At 33.2% G+C, this 18,334-nt stretch carries 20 protein-coding genes; 19 read left to right on the top strand and 1 reads right to left on the bottom strand.

Features of this window, described 5'->3' with window-relative positions; translation table 11 throughout:
* Positions 1 to 62: 62 nt before the first annotated feature.
* The 9 genes from CXF59_RS05520 to CXF59_RS05485 all read left to right on the top strand — a co-directional run bounded on the left by CXF59_RS05520 (position 63) and on the right by CXF59_RS05485 (position 7,976).
* On the top strand, positions 63 to 635 hold the full coding sequence (locus CXF59_RS05520) for an AraC family transcriptional regulator (protein WP_101136854.1): 573 nt from the start codon (positions 63 to 65) through the stop codon (positions 633 to 635).
* A gap of 14 nt (positions 636 to 649) precedes the next feature.
* Positions 650 to 4,357, top strand: coding sequence for a PAS domain S-box protein (locus CXF59_RS05515; protein ID WP_101136853.1), 3,708 nt, complete (start codon positions 650 to 652; stop codon positions 4,355 to 4,357).
* Complete coding sequence (locus CXF59_RS05510) at positions 4,354 to 4,788, top strand: response regulator (RefSeq protein ID WP_101136852.1); 435 nt, start codon at positions 4,354 to 4,356, stop codon at positions 4,786 to 4,788. Before CXF59_RS05515 ends, CXF59_RS05510 begins: the two co-directional genes overlap by 4 nt.
* 210 nt (positions 4,789 to 4,998) lie before the next feature.
* Entirely contained in the window at positions 4,999 to 5,736 is a 738-nt protein-coding gene (locus tag CXF59_RS05505; RefSeq protein ID WP_101136851.1) for an ice-binding family protein, read from the top strand.
* Positions 5,737 to 5,907: 171 nt separating this feature from the next.
* Positions 5,908 to 6,075: a Thivi_2564 family membrane protein gene (locus tag CXF59_RS15615; protein ID WP_304529137.1), complete on the top strand. Its 168-nt coding sequence runs from the start codon at positions 5,908 to 5,910 to the stop codon at positions 6,073 to 6,075.
* A 63-nt stretch (positions 6,076 to 6,138) separates the two neighbouring features.
* A complete protein-coding gene (locus CXF59_RS05500) occupies positions 6,139 to 6,339 on the top strand; it encodes a hypothetical protein (protein WP_101136850.1) in 201 nt (66 codons plus the stop codon).
* A 255-nt stretch (positions 6,340 to 6,594) separates the two neighbouring features.
* Positions 6,595 to 6,807 carry a hypothetical protein gene (locus CXF59_RS05495; RefSeq protein ID WP_101136849.1) on the top strand — a complete coding sequence of 71 codons (213 nt, stop codon included), beginning with the start codon at positions 6,595 to 6,597 and terminating at the stop codon, positions 6,805 to 6,807.
* 255 nt (positions 6,808 to 7,062) lie between these two features.
* Positions 7,063 to 7,506 (top strand): hypothetical protein, encoded by a 444-nt coding sequence (locus CXF59_RS05490; protein ID WP_101136848.1) that lies wholly within the window; start codon positions 7,063 to 7,065, stop codon positions 7,504 to 7,506.
* Between the two features lie 227 nt (positions 7,507 to 7,733).
* Positions 7,734 to 7,976, top strand: coding sequence for a hypothetical protein (locus tag CXF59_RS05485; RefSeq protein WP_101136847.1), 243 nt, complete (start codon positions 7,734 to 7,736; stop codon positions 7,974 to 7,976).
* On the opposite strand, the gene CXF59_RS14885 is transcribed toward CXF59_RS05485, so the two are convergent.
* On the bottom strand, positions 7,973 to 8,227 hold the full coding sequence (locus tag CXF59_RS14885; RefSeq protein WP_157824526.1) for a hypothetical protein: 255 nt from the start codon (positions 8,225 to 8,227) through the stop codon (positions 7,973 to 7,975). The two genes, CXF59_RS05485 and CXF59_RS14885, sit on opposite strands and share 4 nt — an antisense overlap.
* Before the next feature lie 435 nt (positions 8,228 to 8,662).
* Here CXF59_RS14885 and CXF59_RS05470 point away from each other — a divergent pair, with 435 nt between their 5' ends.
* From CXF59_RS05470 to CXF59_RS05430, 10 genes are all read left to right on the top strand, one after another.
* Positions 8,663 to 9,457 carry a DUF4382 domain-containing protein gene (locus CXF59_RS05470; RefSeq protein WP_101136845.1) on the top strand — a complete coding sequence of 265 codons (795 nt, stop codon included), beginning with the start codon at positions 8,663 to 8,665 and terminating at the stop codon, positions 9,455 to 9,457.
* A gap of 225 nt (positions 9,458 to 9,682) precedes the next feature.
* Entirely contained in the window at positions 9,683 to 9,868 is a 186-nt protein-coding gene (locus tag CXF59_RS05465) for a hypothetical protein (protein WP_101136844.1), read from the top strand.
* A gap of 202 nt (positions 9,869 to 10,070) precedes the next feature.
* Entirely contained in the window at positions 10,071 to 10,571 is a 501-nt protein-coding gene (locus CXF59_RS05460; protein ID WP_101136843.1) for a porin family protein, read from the top strand.
* A gap of 192 nt (positions 10,572 to 10,763) precedes the next feature.
* Positions 10,764 to 10,916: a lmo0937 family membrane protein gene (locus tag CXF59_RS14880; protein ID WP_157824525.1), complete on the top strand. Its 153-nt coding sequence runs from the start codon at positions 10,764 to 10,766 to the stop codon at positions 10,914 to 10,916.
* A gap of 35 nt (positions 10,917 to 10,951) precedes the next feature.
* Positions 10,952 to 11,245 carry a YtxH domain-containing protein gene (locus CXF59_RS05455; RefSeq protein WP_101136842.1) on the top strand — a complete coding sequence of 98 codons (294 nt, stop codon included), beginning with the start codon at positions 10,952 to 10,954 and terminating at the stop codon, positions 11,243 to 11,245.
* A 41-nt stretch (positions 11,246 to 11,286) separates the two neighbouring features.
* A complete protein-coding gene (locus CXF59_RS05450) occupies positions 11,287 to 11,706 on the top strand; it encodes a hypothetical protein (protein ID WP_198554637.1) in 420 nt (139 codons plus the stop codon).
* Between the two features lie 594 nt (positions 11,707 to 12,300).
* Entirely contained in the window at positions 12,301 to 12,516 is a 216-nt protein-coding gene (locus CXF59_RS05445) for a hypothetical protein (protein WP_101136841.1), read from the top strand.
* Between the two features lie 442 nt (positions 12,517 to 12,958).
* Positions 12,959 to 14,740: an Ig-like domain-containing protein gene (locus CXF59_RS05440; RefSeq protein ID WP_101136840.1), complete on the top strand. Its 1,782-nt coding sequence runs from the start codon at positions 12,959 to 12,961 to the stop codon at positions 14,738 to 14,740.
* 72 nt (positions 14,741 to 14,812) lie between these two features.
* On the top strand, positions 14,813 to 16,843 hold the full coding sequence (locus tag CXF59_RS05435; RefSeq protein ID WP_101136839.1) for an OmpA family protein: 2,031 nt from the start codon (positions 14,813 to 14,815) through the stop codon (positions 16,841 to 16,843).
* A 394-nt stretch (positions 16,844 to 17,237) separates the two neighbouring features.
* Positions 17,238 to 18,326, top strand: a complete 1,089-nt coding sequence (locus CXF59_RS05430) for an alkene reductase (RefSeq protein WP_101136838.1) — start codon at positions 17,238 to 17,240, stop codon at positions 18,324 to 18,326.
* Positions 18,327 to 18,334 lie beyond the last annotated feature (8 nt).

Genomic DNA, 18,334 nt, shown 5'->3' with positions numbered 1-18,334 from the left:
AAAAGTACAAATTTTACAAACAAAGTTAAAACATAAATAGTTTGAAGTTATATATCAAATACATGGTCAGCAATCGCTGCAAATTAGCAGTTAAAGAGGAATTAAAAAAACTTGGATTGCATTTTATTGTTGTTGATTTAGGAGAAGTGGATGTCATGGAAAACATAACCATGGCACAAAGAGAACTTCTTAAAGCAGGTCTAGTAAGTGCTGGCTTTGAGCTAATGGATGATAAAAAGTCCATGCTCATAGAAAAAATTAAAAATGTAATTATCCAAATGGTTCACCACTCGGATGAAGTTATCAAAGTAAATTTTTCTATTTATTTAAGCGAGAAGTTGGATCACGACTATACTTATTTATCGAATCTGTTCTCTGAAGTTCAAGGAACAACAATTGAACATTTTATCATTTCCCATAAAACGGAACGGGTTAAAGAATTGATTATATATGGAGAACACAATATCACAGAAATTGCATGGAAAATGGGCTATAGCAGTGTTGCGCATTTATCAAGTCAGTTTAAGAAAGTAACAGGACTCTCTCCTTCTCACTTTAAAAATTTGAAAGATAAAAGACGAAGCCCCATTGAAGAAATTGGAGTTGGAACTGAAAAGAATAAAAATGCAAATTAAGTTTTAAAAACACCATGAAATTAATTTCAGAAAAAAGATTTCAACTTTATTACATCTTGGTAGCGATCATATTGACTACTGTTTTAGGCGTTTTCTACTATAATAACCAAAAAGCGAAGTCAAGCAGCGACTCAGCAGAACATGCGCAGGAGGTCTTACGAAAAAATGACAATGTTCTATTAGATATTCTTGATATTGAAACTGGAGTAAGAGGGTACATCATATCTGAAAACGATGTTTATCTAGAGACGTTCAATAATGCGGTAAAGGCCATGAATAGAAACCTTTCGGATTTATCAGTGTTAACCTACGATAATACTGCTCAAAATATTCAGGTAGATTCATTAAAAATAATGACTGGTAAAAAATTGGTTTTACTGCAAAAAATTATTGATGACAGGAAATTTGAATTATTAGATGAAAATGAAAAGATTGCCATTCTAAAGGACGGTAAGGTTATTACTGATGAAATTAAAAGTATAATTTCTAAAATCAATATAGATGAATATAATGCTCTTAAACTAAGGAAATCAGAAAACGAAAATAGTATTCAAAACTCAGAAATACTGTTCTTCTTACTTTTGATTTTAATATTTGTTGTTTTTACGCTAGTTTTTATTATTGTTAAAAGTTTAAAAGTAAGAAATGACGAATTAGAACTATTTACTGCTTCGCAAAAATTACTTTCTAATTATTCCCTAAGTCTTATTGAAGCTAGCTTAGACCCACTAATCACTATCAATATTGACGGTAAGATTACTGATATGAACGAGGCTACCGTTAAAATTACCGGTGTTAAACGCGAAGAGTTAATAGGATCTGATTTCTTTAATTATTTCACTCACCCTAATATGGCAAGGGAAGTCTACGAGGAAGTATTTGCAAACGGTTTTGTAATTGATTCGCCTCTTACCCTTTGCCACAAAGACGGAAAATTAACTGATGTTTTATTTAACGGATCTGTTTATAAAAACGATGTCGGAAAAGTATTGGGAATTGTAATAGTTGCGCGTGATGTTACAAAACAAAAGCAAGCGGCTTTATATACCCGTAGTATACTTGAGGCAAGTTTAGACCCTCTTGTTACTATCAACGCCGAAGGGCAGATCACTGATGGAAATCATGCATTAATGACGGTCACCGGTATTCCACTCGAAAATTTAATAGGAACAGACTTTTCCAATTATTTTACAGAACCTGAAAGAGCAAGACAAGCTTATATTCAAGTGTTTGAAAAAAGTTTTGTTTCTGATTACGCTCTAACTATTAAACATTTAAACGGAAAACTAACAGATGTATTATATAATGCGTCTGTCTATAAAGATGATAAAGGCGAAGTGTTGGGTGTCTTTGCTGCCGCAAGAGATGTGACCTCACAAAAAATGCTTTCTAATTATTCGCTTAGTCTCATTGAAGCAAGTCTTGATCCCTTGGTTACCATTAGTATCGAAGGAAAGATTACTGATATGAATGAGGCCACAGTCCGAATTACAGGAATGGAACGTGAAAAACTGATTGGTTCTGATTTCTTTAACTATTTCACAGAACCCCAGATGGCCAGAGAAGTATATCAGGAAGTATTTGCAAAAGGATCTGTTGCCGATTCTCCACTTACAATTCGTCACAAGGATGGAAAACTGACTGATGTTTTATTCAACGGATCAGTATATAAAGATCCACAAGGAAATGTATTGGGTGTCGTGATTGTTGCTAGGGACGTTACCGCCCAAAAATTACTTTCCAATTATTCGCTGAGTCTTATTGAGGCAAGTCTTGACCCATTAGTTACCATCAGTATTGAAGGAAAGATCACCGATATGAATGAAGCGACAATCCAGATTACGGGTATGGAGCGAGAGCTTCTAACCGGTTCTGATTTCTTTGCTTATTTCACCGACCCTCAAATGGCAAGGGAAGTATATCAAGAAGTATTCGCAAAAGCCTCTGTTGCTGACTCCCCGCTTACTCTTCGTCACAAAAACGGTAAATTGACAGATGTCTTATTCAACGGATCGGTTTATAAAGATGATCAAGGAAATGTACTTGGTGTGGTTGTAGTAGCAAGAGATATTACAGACCAAAAAAGAATTGAGACGGAACTAATAGAAGCTAAAGTATTTGCTGAACTCGCAACAGGAATTGCCGAAGAAGAAAAACGAAATGCTGAAAATGCCACTTTAACTGCAGAAAATGCCGTAAAAGCAAAACAACAATTTTTGTCAAATATGAGTCACGAAATACGTACACCAATGAATGCCATTATTGGTTTCACAAAGGTGGTACTTAAAACAGATTTGACTTCAAAACAAAAAGAATACCTAAATGCCATAAAAATGAGTGGTGATGCGCTTATTGTACTTATAAATGATATTTTAGATTTAGCAAAAGTAGATTCCGGGAAAATGTCCTTTGAAAAAACACCTTTTAAAGTGAAGTCATCCATTTCATCGATGCTTCATTTATTCGAAACAAAAATTCAAGAGAAAAATTTAAAATTAATTAAAGAATACGATCCTAATATACCTGAGGTAATAGTGGGAGATCCGATTCGTTTGCATCAGATTATTTTAAATTTGGTCAGTAATGCAGTCAAATTTACAACCATAGGAAAAATCACTGTCCGCGTGTGTCTAATTGACGAAGATGCAGAAAATGTTACCATAGAATTTGCAGTGACCGATACCGGAATTGGGATTCCAAAAGAAAAATTAGCATCTATATTTGATAATTTCCAACAAGCTTCAAGTGGGACGTCCAGAATTTATGGTGGAACCGGACTAGGTTTAGCTATCGTTAAACAGTTAGTCGAGCCTCAAGGAGGAAGTATTGATGTCCTAAGTAAAGTTGGTGAAGGAACTACCTTTAGTTTTAGATTGAGTTTCCAAAAAACAACTGCCGAAGCAGAACTGGAAACCGAAATACTTGAATTAGATAAAGGCAGTAAAAACATCAAAGTTTTAGTGGTTGAAGATATTCCATTGAATCAGTTATTGATGAAAACACTATTGGATGATTTTGGATTCGAACGTGATATTGCCGAAAACGGAAAAATAGCGGTTGAAAAGATGCAAAAAAATTCTTATGATGTGATATTGATGGATCTTCAAATGCCTGAAATGAATGGATTTGAAGCGACAGAATATATCAGAACAACAATGAATTCTAAAATTCCCATTATTGCATTAACAGCCGATGTTACTACCGTAGATTTAGCCAAATGTAAATCCGTGGGTATGAATGATTACATCGCAAAACCGGTTGATGAGCGATTATTATATAGTAAAATCGTAGGCATTGTTAGGAAACCGTCATCCAAAAAAGTGAAAGAGATTAAAAAAAATATAGCCCCCAAAAATGAAAAATGTATTGATTTAGGATATTTAAATTCCCGTACTAAATCTAATCCTAAATTAATGATGGAAATGATTGCTGCTTATTTACAGCAGACACCTCCGTTAGTAACTGCAATGAAGGAAAGCATGCTAAACAAGGATTGGGTGTTACTTAAGGCCTCCGCCCACAAAATGGTACCTTCCTTTTCCATAATGGGTATGAGCCAAGAGTTTGAAGACATGGCAAAAAAAATTCAAAGTTATACGGGTAACATGGAGGATCAAAAGGAAGAGCTAGATAATTTGGTATTGCAACTTTCAAAGGTTTGCAACCAAGCTTGCGAAGAGTTAGAAATAGAATTTAATAATATAAAAAACAAAAACTTATGAAAAACGAAGAGAAAATAAAACTGTTTTTAGTCGATGATGATGCCGTTTTTCTAAAGTCTTTAGAAATCGAATTTCTTCACCATACCGATTTTATTGTTGAAACATATGCAACGGGAGAGCTATGTTTAGCAAATTTAGACAAAAAACCAGATGTAATCATCCTTGATTACCATTTGGATGGTATAGATAAAAATGCAATTAACGGAATAGAAACCTTAGACAAGATTAAAGAGTTTGATCCAAATATTCCAGTTGTAATGTTATCCTCCCAAGATAAAATCGATGTCGCCATTAGTTGCATGCATCACAAAGCTTTTGATTATGTCGTAAAAAGCGAAACTTCTTTCTTGAGACTTCAAAAAAACATCACGGCCTATTTCCATTTTGAAAGAATCGAAAAAGAATTAAATTGGTATATGGCCAGAATGTAAAAATCTTGTTGATAGTATTACTTTGAAAGAATACACCCAAAAAGAGCTAAGCCTCTCAGATGAGAGGCTTAGCTCTTTTTAGTATGAATCAAAAGACGACTCAATTTCGCTATTTATATGAAATTTTCACCTATTTTACTATAACTATTTAGACAATAATATTATCAAATTTGAAAAGTGATAATTACTTCATATTTTAAACCCAAATTTATGAAGTTACTAAAGGTAATTCCAATCTTAGCGATGCTATTGGTTGGAGTAATATCAAGTTGTAGTACAGATATGGATTCCTCGAAGCTTGTAGTAGCAAATTCTAAATATGAAACGACTTCCATCACCGCGGCTAAAAAGTTCGCGGCTATTCAACCTAAAATTTCGAAATTGAAAGGTGTAAATTTTGGTGTTATCGGAAATTTTGTGATTCTTTCTAAAACAGGAATTAAGGATGTTTATAAATCTGCTGTTACAGTAGATGTTGGCGCAAGCCCAATAACAGGCGCAGCCATCTTATTAAAATGTGATGAAGTAACCGCAACGATATATACAGTTGATGCCACAGGACGTTCCAACCCTGATTATCTAAACTTAGGAGCTGGAAGTATCGGAGCAAGAACTCTTAAAATAGGACTATATACTTGGACAGGCAATCTTTTGATTCCAACTGACATCGCAATTTCAGATAGCCTAACTGATGTATGGATATTCCAAGTTGGCGGAAATCTTGATATGAGTTCTACAGTTAAAATTACGTCAGCTGGAGGTGCTCAAGCCAAAGCCATTTTTTGGCAAACTGCTGGTGCAGTTACACGGGGAACTACAAGCCATTTTGAGGAAAATATAGTAAGTCAAACCGGAATTAATTTAAAAACCGGATCTTCAATAAATAGAAGAATAATGGCGCAAACTACAGTAACACTACAAATGAAGACCGTTACACGACCACAATAAAAATATAAGAGTACTTAAAAGTACCGAATACCTGTTGGCAAACGGTGTTTATTTCGCATCAAATTGCATTAAAAAAATCTGTGAATGATGAAACTTTTCATCCAAATTATATAAAACATCCTACCTATAACGGCCTTATCTTTGGTAACAATACAATCACAAATTACCATCATGTCATTAATCAGCATATTGTTAGTTTTAATTTTTACCGGAGCTATACTTTGGCTGATAAATACTTATGTTCCTATGGATACAACAATAAAAAATGTATTCAATTCACTAATTGTAATTGTGACTATCATATGGATACTTAATGCTTTTGCGCTTTTCAGTTCTTAATTTAATTGATCCTACTATCAAAAAAACAAGTTATAACATTTATAAATCTTAAAAAGTAAAATTATGAATCTTAAAAGAACCTTTGGAGCACTACTGACAGCTCTTGGTATTGGTATTGGAGCGTTACTTTATGCTGCAGTATTATTTATGGATACTTCAGGCGGTAATCAAGATATTAAAGCATTGATAATATACGGGACACTTGGACTACTATTGTTTACATCGGGAATAAGTTTAGTTAGAACAACAAAAGATGAATCATAAGTAATAGCAAAATTTGAAATAGCATTAGTAGCGTTAATTGGGAACGACTTATGACCTCGTTAATCATAATTACGCTTTATATCATTGTCCTATTATTTAAAATTAAAAAAAAATACAATTTAATTTTTACGTACTATTTTCATACAGGCTTAAAAACCAAATTTTTATCAATTTATTTTTTAAATAAGACACCTCGACTAAGTAGCATTTAAAAAAATAATAACGGTCAATTTTAACATCAAAAATTTAAAATCCATGAATACAAAAAACATAGGATTCGTACTAATAATTATTGGAGCCATAATGATGTTTTACACAGGATTTAATTATGTGACTACAGAGAAAGTAATAGACATAGGTCCGGTAGAGATCAACAAACAACAAAGTCATCCAGTGCAATGGTCACCGATCTTGGGTGTAGTACTAATTATAGGTGGAGTTGTACTAATCGTAAAAGATAAAAAATGATTAAATTTGCGGTTATAAAGTAGTTCAAACTATTTTTTAAAACTATTTAGTACTGCGAATTTCTTAACCGGGTTATTAAAGGAACATGAAACAATAGCATTGATAATAAGAACATATTTAAGCTAGAGAATGTGTGCTTAGACTACCTTCACTCCTACTTAATTATTGAGTCCGCTTTATCACACTCGGTTTTATTAAGGATTGCAGTTCCGATGCATTTTATAAAATTTATTAAATAACAAATTAAAAATAATTATGAAAAAAACAACTTTTAATACAATTACAAAGAATATATTTTTAGGAATATTGGTAATTCTTATAACATCATCCTTTACTTCTTGCGCTAAAAAGATCGCTTTTCAAACTTCCACTATCGTTCCTGCCGCACGTGGTGATGTCAAAATAGCAAAGGATAACAATAAGAACTATTTAGTAGAAATTAAAGTAGAAAATCTGGCAGAGGTGGGTAGACTTGAGTCGTCAAAAAATGCTTATGTCGTTTGGATGGAAACGGAAGATTCAATGGTTAAAAACATTGGTCAAATAAAAAGTGATTCAAATTTTTTGTCTTCAAAATTGAAAGCAACTTTTGAAACCGTTACTCCACTGAAGCCTACGAAAATATTTATAACTGCTGAAAAAGATTCAGAAATACAGTATCCTGATAGCAAAGTAATTCTAAGTACAAGGAGTTTTTAATGTTTTCAAAACAGGTTAATTAATACAAATAACAATCGCTCAATTTATATACGTTTATAGTTATTGCTGAATCTTTTTTTATTTCATAGTTAAAAAAGAGTCTATGGTCAATAATTATTTTTTTGGTTCGGTTTGGTTAAAGGGCTGTAGTAAAATGCAGCCCTTTTTTATGCTTGAAGAAGCAGCTTTTATGATTTAAAACCAAAAATATAGGACTGTTATTAAAGATGCCTTTTAATGAATGGAACGACAAATATCCCTTTAGACAAAGTGCAGTTATTGCTTACTATACTATCTTTAGTATACCGGGATTATTAGTATTGATCATTCCGATTTCAGGATATTTCTTTGGAAATGAAAATGTAAATCAAATTATCTTAGACTACGTTTCAAGTACTTTGAGCTTCGAAACATCGGTTCAAATCAGTCAAATTCTTATCAAATCAACCGAATCAAAATCCACTGTCTAGGGATCGACAATCGAGGTCATTGTATTACGCTGCGGATCAAAGGCCTTATTCGTGGAATTGCAGAAGTCATTAAACTTAATTTGGCCTGCAGAAGTACTTCCACAAAAAGGAATCTTCACTATTTTGAAAGTAAGACTCTTTTCATTTAGATTAATATTGGCAATCGCTTTTTTACTTCTAGTATTTCTAGTTATCAGTACCGATTTGTCCAGTATGGCTAATTGGATTAAAGGATATACAGACGATTCCACGATTTTTTTTTCAACATATTAAAGTTTTTATTTTCCTTTGCGTTGATTTCAGTGCTTTTTGGGTTAATGTTTAAAATGTTACCTGATGCCAAAATAAAATGGAAACTGCAAAACATAATTTTTTATTGAAAGACTATTTTAATAAAAAGAATAAAGCGGAAGAGAAAAGACTTGAAGTGTTAGCAAATTAAAAAAATGAAGGAGTAAAGTAAATCTACATTAAAAATCATTTACTAAGTGTTTTCTATAGGTTAACAACCCTTTAACATAATGGTCTATAAAGTAAGAAAAAGCTTTCTCTTATCGGTTGTTTCAAAATTTAATACGTAAATAATGAAACTTAATACCAAAATCGTGTAACACTGCATTGTTAAAATACAATTACCTTTACACTATAAGTAAAATGGCAACAATTAATCTTTAAACAATACAAAAATGAAAAAATTAAATGTAATTCTAGCTTTTATTATGTTTGGATTCCTCCTGAATTCATGTAACAACGATAGTACACAAGCGAACTACCCGTATTCAGTAAGTATGACTGATGCGCCGGGTCCTTATAAACAAGTGAATGTTGACGTCATGGGAGTTGAAATAACCGGTGACGGAGGACAATCAGTAACCTTAAATGTGGTTCCTGGTATTTATGATCTTCTTCAATTATCAAATGGAGTGGAACAACTTATCGCCACTGACACACTACAAATTTCAAAAGTACAACAGATAAGACTTATTTTGGGAACGAGAAACTCAGTGGTACTAGAAGACGGTACTCCCAACGGTACATCCTATCCATTGAGTACTCCAAGTGCAGAGCAGTCAGGCTTGAAACTTCAGGTAAACCAAACATTACAGGAAGGTATAATGTATCATGTACTTCTTGATTTTGATGCTAACAAGTCAATCGTTAAGTTAGGTAATGGAGGTTATAAATTGAAACCAGTTATTAGAACCGTTGAAACTGCAATAAGCGGAGCTATAAAAGGTACTATTACGCCTATTGGAACATTAGCCGTTGCTACTGCTACTAACCTTGTTTCTTTAGAAACTTATTCTACAAATGTAAATGTAGAGGGGAAATTTCTGGTAATGGGCCTTCCAGCAGGAAAATACAGTTTAACCATTACGCCAGACATTACTGTCGTACCTGCATTAAAAGAAGTTATTATTCAGGAAACTATTGTGGAAATAGGTCAAACAACAATTATTGCACCTATTAGTTTGTTGTAGAAACACAACGTAAGTTATTTCAAACACCTCCATTTTTTTAAAAATGGAGGTGTTTTTTTTTGTACCAAGTTTTATTGTCTCCTTTCTTGTAAAGTCTTCGTTGCCATTTTTATATTTCCAAAATAAGTAAATCATATAACTTCTTCTAAAAGTTATGTAACACATTTAGGCTCAAAACTACCCACCTTTGCAAAGCACTGAATATACAATATTAATTAGGCAAAAATGCAAAAGAAAGATCTGAAAGAGACATGGGAAGAGCAAAAAGAACATCTAAAACAAAAATTTGCTGCTTTGACTAACACTGATGTGTTATTTCTCGGAGTAAAGGAAGAAGAAATGATAACAAAACTTCAAGTTCAGTTCGGTAAAACAAGACAGGAATTACAACAAATTATTAATGCCCTTTAGAGCAGATATTGAAATAATGAAACATATAAAATATTTCAAGTTTAAAGTTCCAGTAAAGAAGAAATAGCACTTTAAAGCATAAAACAGCAATCCACTAACCGTAAATAACACAACATTTACTAAAAGTTATATAAGAACTTCACTTATTATGTTACTGCTATTTGTTTTACAATAAAATCAATAAAAATTAAAAAAGAGAAAAATGAAACAACTGATGTCAGCTACTTTTTTACTAACATGCCTTTCATTTCATGCATCAAATGCGCACGACATAAAATCAAGTACTGCAGCTTTTGGTTTTAAGGGTGGCCTTAACTTTTCAAACCTTTACACTGATAACGTAGATGACAATAATATCCTAACTGGATTCAACGCTGGTTTGTATGCTAAATTTCCAATCACAAATTCTGTTTTTATACTACCTGAAATATCGTATACCACTAAAGGTGCTGAACTTACCTACAATAATTCTTTTGCAAGCGGAACGGCAAAATTTAAAACAAATTATATTGAAGTTCCTTTACTGTTGGTTTTTAATCTTACAGATGTTTTCAACGTACATGTTGGTCTATATGCACCGTATATGGTAAGTGGTAAAACAACGAACGATTCAAACCTGTTTACTTCTGAAACTCAATTAAACATTAATGATTTCAAAAGGTTTGACGCTGGTCTTTTTGCAGGTTTAGGCATTGGTTCATAAACAGTTAACTTTGGATTAAGATACAATCTCGGTTTAACAAAAGTAACCAAAGAAGGAAGTTTAGCGGTTTCAGATGCTAAAAACAGTGTGTTTAATGTACGTAAGTCTAAGACTAAACTAAAAATAAAAACGGGGTTCCAATAGAGAATCGCAGCTATTTACAATATAAACTAATCCATAAAAAATAGAAACATGAGCAACCTTCTTTACACATTAGCAGTAATTTTAGTCATTTTTTGGGTAATCGGATTCTTCGCATTTAGTGCGGGTGGAATCATACATGTCTTACTTATTATTGCAATAATTGCAATATTATTAAGACTTATCCAAGGAAGAAGATTATAAAACAAGTATATTAGTAAAAATTAAAAAAAATAAACATGAAAACAGATAAAGTAATATTAGGAGTTTTAGGTGGTCTTGCAGCAGGTGCAATAATGGGAATATTGTTTGCTCCTAAAAAAGGAAAAAAAACAAGAAAAAAAATTAAAAATGTAAGCAACGATTACGCTGATGAATTAAAAGATAAATTCGATGTTGCATTAGATACGATGTCAAAAAAATATGACCTACTCAAAGAAGAAGGACAAGGTCTTTTTAATGAAGGAAAATCTAAATTTGAAAAAACTAAGAAAGATATTGAAAATATGGATATTAAAAATATCAATATCTAACAATAGCGTTTTTAAACCTTAATTGGCTTAAAAATAGAATTGTGAGTAGCAAAGCAACAACAATAGTAATCCTTTTCGAGACAGTAGAAGACTATACTCGGACAACTGTGGAATTGACAAAACTAAACCTTATTGACACTTCAGCAGATGTTCTATCTTCATTGATATCACGATTAAAAATTACTGTTGTTTTTGCTATGTTTTTGCTACTGCTAAACCTTGGACTTTCGTTTTGGATTGGGGAATTTCTTGGGGAATATTATTCTAGCTTCTTTATAATGGCCACCTTATATTTAATACTGTCAATTGCATTATATTCTTTTAAAAATCAATACATAAAAATGCCGGTCAGTAATTTTATTATTATCAAGGTGCTTAAAGACAAATGGCATGAAAAAAAGGAACGCAACAAAAAATTTGAGCCAAAAGATCTTAATTTTGGAACAAAAACAGCCAGATGAATTACAGTACTACATTAACACTAGCTTGTTATGCATGAAAGTATAAGGCCTTTAAAACTGATTAAAAGTGCTTTAAAAAAAATGACATCTTCTTCAGATTTAAGACACAATATACTCAATACAGTCATTGGCTTATCTAAAGGCTGCATCTCAAAGAGGCTATTGTTGGGCTCGAGGCAAAATCCAATAAAAATATAGCGGGAACCATATTACAATTCGTAGTAACTAATTTACTTGTTGAACCTATTAATCTTTAGAAATCAATACTTATTAAATAAAAATTCAAATTATATTTTAAATAAGTCAATTTACTTATCATGATTAGAATAATACTATTGGTTTATATTCTTTCTGAGAAAGTGACCCGAAAAAATAGCATCCGATAATCCTTTAAGTTTAATCATCTTTTTTTTCAAAAATTTCAATTAGGGAGCCATGGACAGCAAAATAGTAAACAAAGAGTCAATTATCATTAAGAAAGAACTAGCCTTTAAAAATCAAGAAAAGTAAGACAGAGCCGCTGAAATATTTATTACTAATACCGAACTTCTTTTCCAAAATGAAGAAAAAGAAAAAAGAAAACAAGAGTTACTAATGGCTAATAAAGAACTCGAAAGAAACCAAGAATATCAAAAGGAATACATCGAAGGAATAGAGATGATGATATATATGTCCTCTCATCAAATCAGACAACCGATTGTCAACATTCCAGGCTCATCCCAATTAATTCACCTTTCAACAGAAACAAAGCTAGATCTTAAACAAACTTTAGATTATATAAAACATCTGCCAAATCCCTTGATAAATTAACTAAAGAACTCAATACCGATATTTTAGATCTGAGACAAAAAGCAAAAAATAGACTTATCTAAACTATTATATTACCTAGTCTGCTAAACTTCTAAAATAGAACATTAGCTTCCCCTTTTATTATTCCAATCATAGGCAACCGACAGTCCTTGTCGTTAATCCTGCTTTTTAAGATATCTTTTTCTTAAAAAAGAAATCCTCAACCCCTTTTTATTAATCTTAATAGGACTTTTTATTAATTTGAGTTAAATAAAATAAGCCAAATAACAAGGTATTAACAGTTTATATTTCACAACTAACTGATTTAAAACAACTTGTTAAAAATATTAACATTTTCTATAAGTGAATTATATAAGTATCCTTTCTAATAGTGTAATACTTCCGTAAGCAATTAAACCAACCTTTGTTTCATAAAATAATTAAACCCCTAATCTTTAATAAAATGAAAACTAAAAAATCATTATTAACCTTTGCAATACTATTTATTGCTTTAATTTCTGGTTGTGCGAAAGACGATTTCGTAGAAATCGATGGACTTTGTCCGGAAGTGCTAAGTACTACTCCAGTAAATGTAGCTACTAATGTTCCTTTGGATCAATTAATCACAGCAACTTTTAATGAAGAGATGAATCCTGAAACTATAAATCAGTCTTCTTTTACTTTAAACGGTACTTCACAGATAGCTGGTGTAATTACATACTCAGGTAAAACAGCAACCTTTAAACCCTCTGCTTTACTTTCTCCTAACACAACGTACACTGCTACAATAAAGAGAACAGTAAAAGACCTTACAGGTAACGCTTTACAAACAGAAAAAATTTGGACGTTTAGTACTGGTTTAACAGTTACTCCAATGGTTGCGTCAACTGACCCAGCAAACAACGAGAATAACGTATTTTTAAATAAGGTAGTAAGTGTGACTTTCAATATGCCAATGAAAGCTAGTACTATTACTGGAACCACCTATACTTTAAAACAAGGAAATACTGCCATTGCAGGAATTGTAACATATAGCGGAACAACAGCTGTATTTACTCCTACATTAGCATTGGCTGCAAATACAGTCTATACAGCAACTGTTTCAGCAGCTGTAACGAATCTAGACAACACACGTTTACCAAGTGACTATGTGTGGAAATTTACGACTGGAGCTATAGTAGCCCCAACAGTAACTTCTACAGATCCTATCAATAATGCGACAGGTGTTGCACTTAATAAAACGATTACTGCTAACTTTAGTATGGTAATGGATCCATTAACAATCAATGCTACTAATTTCACATTGAAACAAGGTACAACAGCTATCACGGGAGTTGTAACTTACTCAGGAACTACTGCTTCATTCAAACCAACAAACGTTTTAGTAGAAGGTAAAACATATACAGCAACCATTACAACTGCTGCGAAAAATGCTGCCGGAGTACCTTTAGCAAATAACTATGTATGGAACTTCACTACATTGTCGGCATTAGTTGTCCCTGCGCCTTCAGGTTTATTCTTCGGAGTTTTTGGAGGAAATGCAGGAATAACAAATCAAGGACTGAATACTAGAGTTAACGGAGCAATAGGTACAACTGCTGCATCGTCTTTAGTAACTGGTTTCACCGATACTATGGCATCTCCTTTTGAAGTATACACCATTACTCCTCTTAATAATGGGTTAGTTAATGGTGGTATTTTTACCGATGCTCCTGCACCAGGAAATGCTACAAAAGCAGCCAAAGCACTAGAAGGATTAAATGCAGCAAGAGATCTCTATAACAGTATTTCTCCAGCTAACAAACCAGGTGGAAGTGATCAAGGTTCAGGAGAACTTGGAGCATTAACTTTAGCGCCAGGTGTTTATAAATCAGCAAGTGGTACGTACCAAATTACAAATGGTGATTTAACATTAGATGCGCAAGGTAATGAAAATGCGACTTGGTATTTCCAATCAGCATCTTCATTAACAGTAGGTTCTCCAGCAGCATCTAGAAGTGTTAAATTAATAAATGGTGCCAAAGCAAATAATGTTTACTGGTACGTGGGTAGTTCAGCAGTTATTAACTACGCCGGTGGTGGTGTAATGGTTGGAAATGTTATTGCTAATAATGGTGTGACATTCTCTGCACCAGCAAATAGCACTACTCTACCTGGTGCAGAAACAGTATTAAACGGAAGAGCTATTTCATTAGTATCTTCAGTAACTATGGTTAATACCATTATTAACGTTCCTGTTAACTAAGTAATACCCCAAGTTTTACATATCCCGTCTCAGGGCGGGATATACTAAAATAAAACCTAATAATAAAAAAAAATGAAATCAAAAACTTTTTATACAGAGAAACCATTCAATACATGGACTCCTACTAATCTTACCATAAAAAGCGTCGGAATGATTGCTTTAGCTTGGTTAAGTTTTCAAACATCTGTCCAGGCACAGGAAACTATTGAAGTTAAATACTCAAAACCTTCATGGTACTTTGGTGTAGCGGGTGGAGCTAATTTTAATTTCTACCGTGGATCAACACAACAATTGAATGCAAGTTTTACCTCGCCAAAAACATTTCATGATGGATTTGGAGCTGGACTTTTCATTGCACCGCTTTTAGAGTATCGCCCTGCTGATTCAAGATGGGGTGTTATGTTACAAGCTGGTTACGATAGCCGTAAAGGTGATTTTGACCAAGTGCTTACTGTATGTGACTGTCCTGCTGATTTATCAACTGACTTAAGTTACATTACAGTGGAACCAAGTTTACGTTTTGCTCCTTTTAAATCTAATTTTTATTTATATGGTGGTCCACGTTTGGCTTTCAACTTGGATAAATCATTTACATACCAATTAGGCATCAACCCAGCGTATCCAGATCAAGAAGCTGCTCCTGCAGTAAAAGGTGATTTTGATAAAATCGAAAAAACAATTATTTCAATGCAAATTGGAGCAGGATATGATATCCCACTTTCAACGGATGCAAACAAAACACAATTTGTATTGTCTCCTTTTGTTTCTTTCCAACCTTATTTTGGTCAAAATCCACGTTCGACAGAAACATGGAATAATACCACTGTAAGAGCAGGTGTTGCACTTAAATTTGGACAAGGAAAAAACATTCAAGAAGCTACTGATATCAAAGCAGACAAACAAGTTTCGTTTTCTGTAGATTCTCCTAGTAATCTTCCTAGAGAGAGCAGACTTACTGAGATATTTCCACTTAGGAACTATGTGTATTTTAACAATCAGTCAAGTGAAATACCCAACCGTTATGTTTTATTGAATAAAGATCAAGTAAAAGATTTCAAAGAAGACCAATTGGAAGTTTTTGCTCCAAAAAATTTATCAGATCGTTCAAAAAGACAAATGACTGTTTATTATAATATTTCAAACATTCTTGGTGACCGCATGCAGAAAAATCCAAATGCGACTATTTCTTTGGTAGGTTCATCAGAACAAGGACCAGCAGATGGTTTAGCAATGTCAGAATCAATTAAAACATATTTAGTTGATGTATTTGCAGTCAATCCTTCAAGAATAACTACTAAAGGTCAATCTAAACCAAATATTCCATCAGAACAACCAGGTGGAACACTTGAATTAGGACTTCTTCGTGAAGGGGACCGTAGAGTATCTATCGAAAGTAATTCTCCATCTTTATTAATGGAATTTCAAAGTGGTACTGGTGCTCAATTGAAACCAGTAAAAATTGTTGCATCTCAAGAAGCTCCTGCTTCAAGTTATGTAACTTTCAATAATAAAGGAGCTGGCGAAGCTTTATCTACATGGTCATTACAAATAACTGATGAACAAGGTAAATCACAGTCTTTCGGACCTTATACTGAAGATGAAGTTCGTATTCCCGGAAAAGCAATTTTAGGAAGCCGTCCAGAAGGAGATTTCAAAGTAAAAATGATAGGTCAAACTAAAAGTGGCGTTGTTGTAGAGAATGAAGCTCCTGTACATGTTGTACTTTGGACACCGGCTAAAACAGAAGAAGGTCTTAGATATAGTATTATTTATGAATTTAATAAATCAAAAGCTATTGATATCTATGAAAAATATTTAACTGATGTAATTACACCTAAAATCCCTGTTGGAGCAACAGTAATTGTTCATGGTCATACTGATGCTATTGGTGAAGAAGCTCACAATCAAGAATTATCTTTAGCTCGTGCAAACGACGTGAAAAATATAATTGTAAGTGCGTTGTCTCAATCAGGTAGAAACGATGTAAAATTTGAATTAATTGGATTTGGTGAGGATGAAAACAAATCTCCTTTTGAAAATAAAACTCCAGAGGAACGTTCTTATAACAGAACCGTTATAATTGATATTGTACCTACAAAATAATAAGTCAATTACCGACAAACTTATTTTTTAGATTTAGAAAAGAGGATAGACACTTAAGGGTCTATCCTCTTTTCTTGTTTAAAATTTTACGCAATCTAATGCTATGACCAATGACCATCTAATAATTAATTTAATGCGTAAATCAGCCATACACAGCAGCTATCTTTAGTAAAAGTCATTTATGAAAGAACAAAAATACGCTGTAAATAATTTAATGTATTTGCATAAATAGACGTTGCTGTAATAAGCATACGGTAAAGGAGGGACTAAAAACAGGTTCTTTTAATAATAAACAGGTTCTTTATCGAATGCCACAATCACTTCCATACTCATTTTAAATACTTAAGTCAATAAATATAATTATCTTTATAACAATAACTTAAGAGTAAAAAAAATGAAAAACCATCAATTATTCACTCCAGAAAGGCTTGGCTCCATAGAATTAAAAAATCGGATTGTAATGGCACCTATGACTCGATGCAGGGCTATAAATAATGTTCCCAATGATCTAATGGTTGACTATTACAGACAGCGTTCCAGCGCAGGCTTGATCATTACCGAAGGTACATCAACATCACCAAATGGACTTGGTTATGCTCGGATATCAGGCATATTTAAGCAACTACAAGTAAGCTGTTGGAAAAAAATAACCAAAACAGTACATCAAAACGGTGGGAAAATAATTGTTCAGCTAATGCACTCCGGAAGAATAAGTCATCCTTTAAATATGCCTTTGGGAAGTGAGATACTTGCCCCTTCCGCTATTAAAGCGGCCGGACAGATGTGGACCGACTCCAAAGAGTTGCAAGATTTTGTTGTGCCAAAAGAAATGAGTTTACAAGATATTATACATGCAAAAACAGAATTTGTTTGCGCTGCAGAAAATGCCCTGTTTGCAGGATTTGATGGCGTGGAATTGCATGCGGCCAACGGCTATTTATTGGAAGAATTCTTATCGCCTATTAGCAATATCAGGAACGATGACTATGGTGGTAGTATTGTAAACCGATGTCGGTTTATAATTGAAGTGGTAACTGCCGTGGCTGAGGCCATTGGAAAAGAAAAAACAGGAATACGTTTATCTCCTTATGGTGTAGCCAGTGACATGCCACATTATCCCGAAATACATGACACCTATGATTATCTGTCAAAAGAACTCAATAAAATTGATATCGCTTATATCCATCTCGTGGATCATTCTTCCATGGGAGCCCCGCCCGTGCCAATGGAAATAAAAAAAACAATTAGGAAAAACTTTAGGAACAGGCTCATTCTTTGCGGCGGGTTTGACCAGCAAAGTGCCGAAGCGGCTATTAAAAGTGGGCTGGCAGACTTGGTAGCATTTGGAAAACCATTTATAAATAATCCTGATCTTGTGGAACGGTTTAAAAATGACTGGCCTCTTTCAGAAAATCTTAATGCGGATTTATTTTATACTGCCGATGAGAAAGGATATACTGATTATCCTTCTCATACTCCCTAATTCAAAAT

The organism is Flavobacterium sp. ALD4, assembly GCF_002836475.1.
In the GTDB taxonomy this organism is placed as follows: domain Bacteria; phylum Bacteroidota; class Bacteroidia; order Flavobacteriales; family Flavobacteriaceae; genus Flavobacterium.
Note: the sequence above shows the minus strand (reverse complement) of the source record. Positions and strands in the feature narration are given on the sequence as shown.

Coding starts and splice junctions, on each gene's coding strand:
- CXF59_RS15615 (WP_304529137.1), top strand. CDS start 5,908: ATGTCATTAATCAGCATATTGTTAGTTTTAATTTTTACCGGAGCTATA.
- CXF59_RS14880 (WP_157824525.1), top strand. CDS start 10,764: ATGAGCAACCTTCTTTACACATTAGCAGTAATTTTAGTCATTTTTTGG.
- CXF59_RS05460 (WP_101136843.1), top strand. CDS start 10,071: ATGAAACAACTGATGTCAGCTACTTTTTTACTAACATGCCTTTCATTT.
- CXF59_RS05455 (WP_101136842.1), top strand. CDS start 10,952: ATGAAAACAGATAAAGTAATATTAGGAGTTTTAGGTGGTCTTGCAGCA.
- CXF59_RS05465 (WP_101136844.1), top strand. CDS start 9,683: ATGCAAAAGAAAGATCTGAAAGAGACATGGGAAGAGCAAAAAGAACAT.
- CXF59_RS05440 (WP_101136840.1), top strand. CDS start 12,959: ATGAAAACTAAAAAATCATTATTAACCTTTGCAATACTATTTATTGCT.
- CXF59_RS05505 (WP_101136851.1), top strand. CDS start 4,999: ATGAAGTTACTAAAGGTAATTCCAATCTTAGCGATGCTATTGGTTGGA.
- CXF59_RS05490 (WP_101136848.1), top strand. CDS start 7,063: ATGAAAAAAACAACTTTTAATACAATTACAAAGAATATATTTTTAGGA.
- CXF59_RS05435 (WP_101136839.1), top strand. CDS start 14,813: ATGAAATCAAAAACTTTTTATACAGAGAAACCATTCAATACATGGACT.
- CXF59_RS05430 (WP_101136838.1), top strand. CDS start 17,238: ATGAAAAACCATCAATTATTCACTCCAGAAAGGCTTGGCTCCATAGAA.
- CXF59_RS05495 (WP_101136849.1), top strand. CDS start 6,595: ATGAATACAAAAAACATAGGATTCGTACTAATAATTATTGGAGCCATA.
- CXF59_RS05500 (WP_101136850.1), top strand. CDS start 6,139: ATGAATCTTAAAAGAACCTTTGGAGCACTACTGACAGCTCTTGGTATT.
- CXF59_RS05520 (WP_101136854.1), top strand. CDS start 63: ATGGTCAGCAATCGCTGCAAATTAGCAGTTAAAGAGGAATTAAAAAAA.
- CXF59_RS05445 (WP_101136841.1), top strand. CDS start 12,301: ATGGCTAATAAAGAACTCGAAAGAAACCAAGAATATCAAAAGGAATAC.
- CXF59_RS05510 (WP_101136852.1), top strand. CDS start 4,354: ATGAAAAACGAAGAGAAAATAAAACTGTTTTTAGTCGATGATGATGCC.
- CXF59_RS05485 (WP_101136847.1), top strand. CDS start 7,734: ATGCCTTTTAATGAATGGAACGACAAATATCCCTTTAGACAAAGTGCA.
- CXF59_RS05515 (WP_101136853.1), top strand. CDS start 650: ATGAAATTAATTTCAGAAAAAAGATTTCAACTTTATTACATCTTGGTA.
- CXF59_RS05470 (WP_101136845.1), top strand. CDS start 8,663: ATGAAAAAATTAAATGTAATTCTAGCTTTTATTATGTTTGGATTCCTC.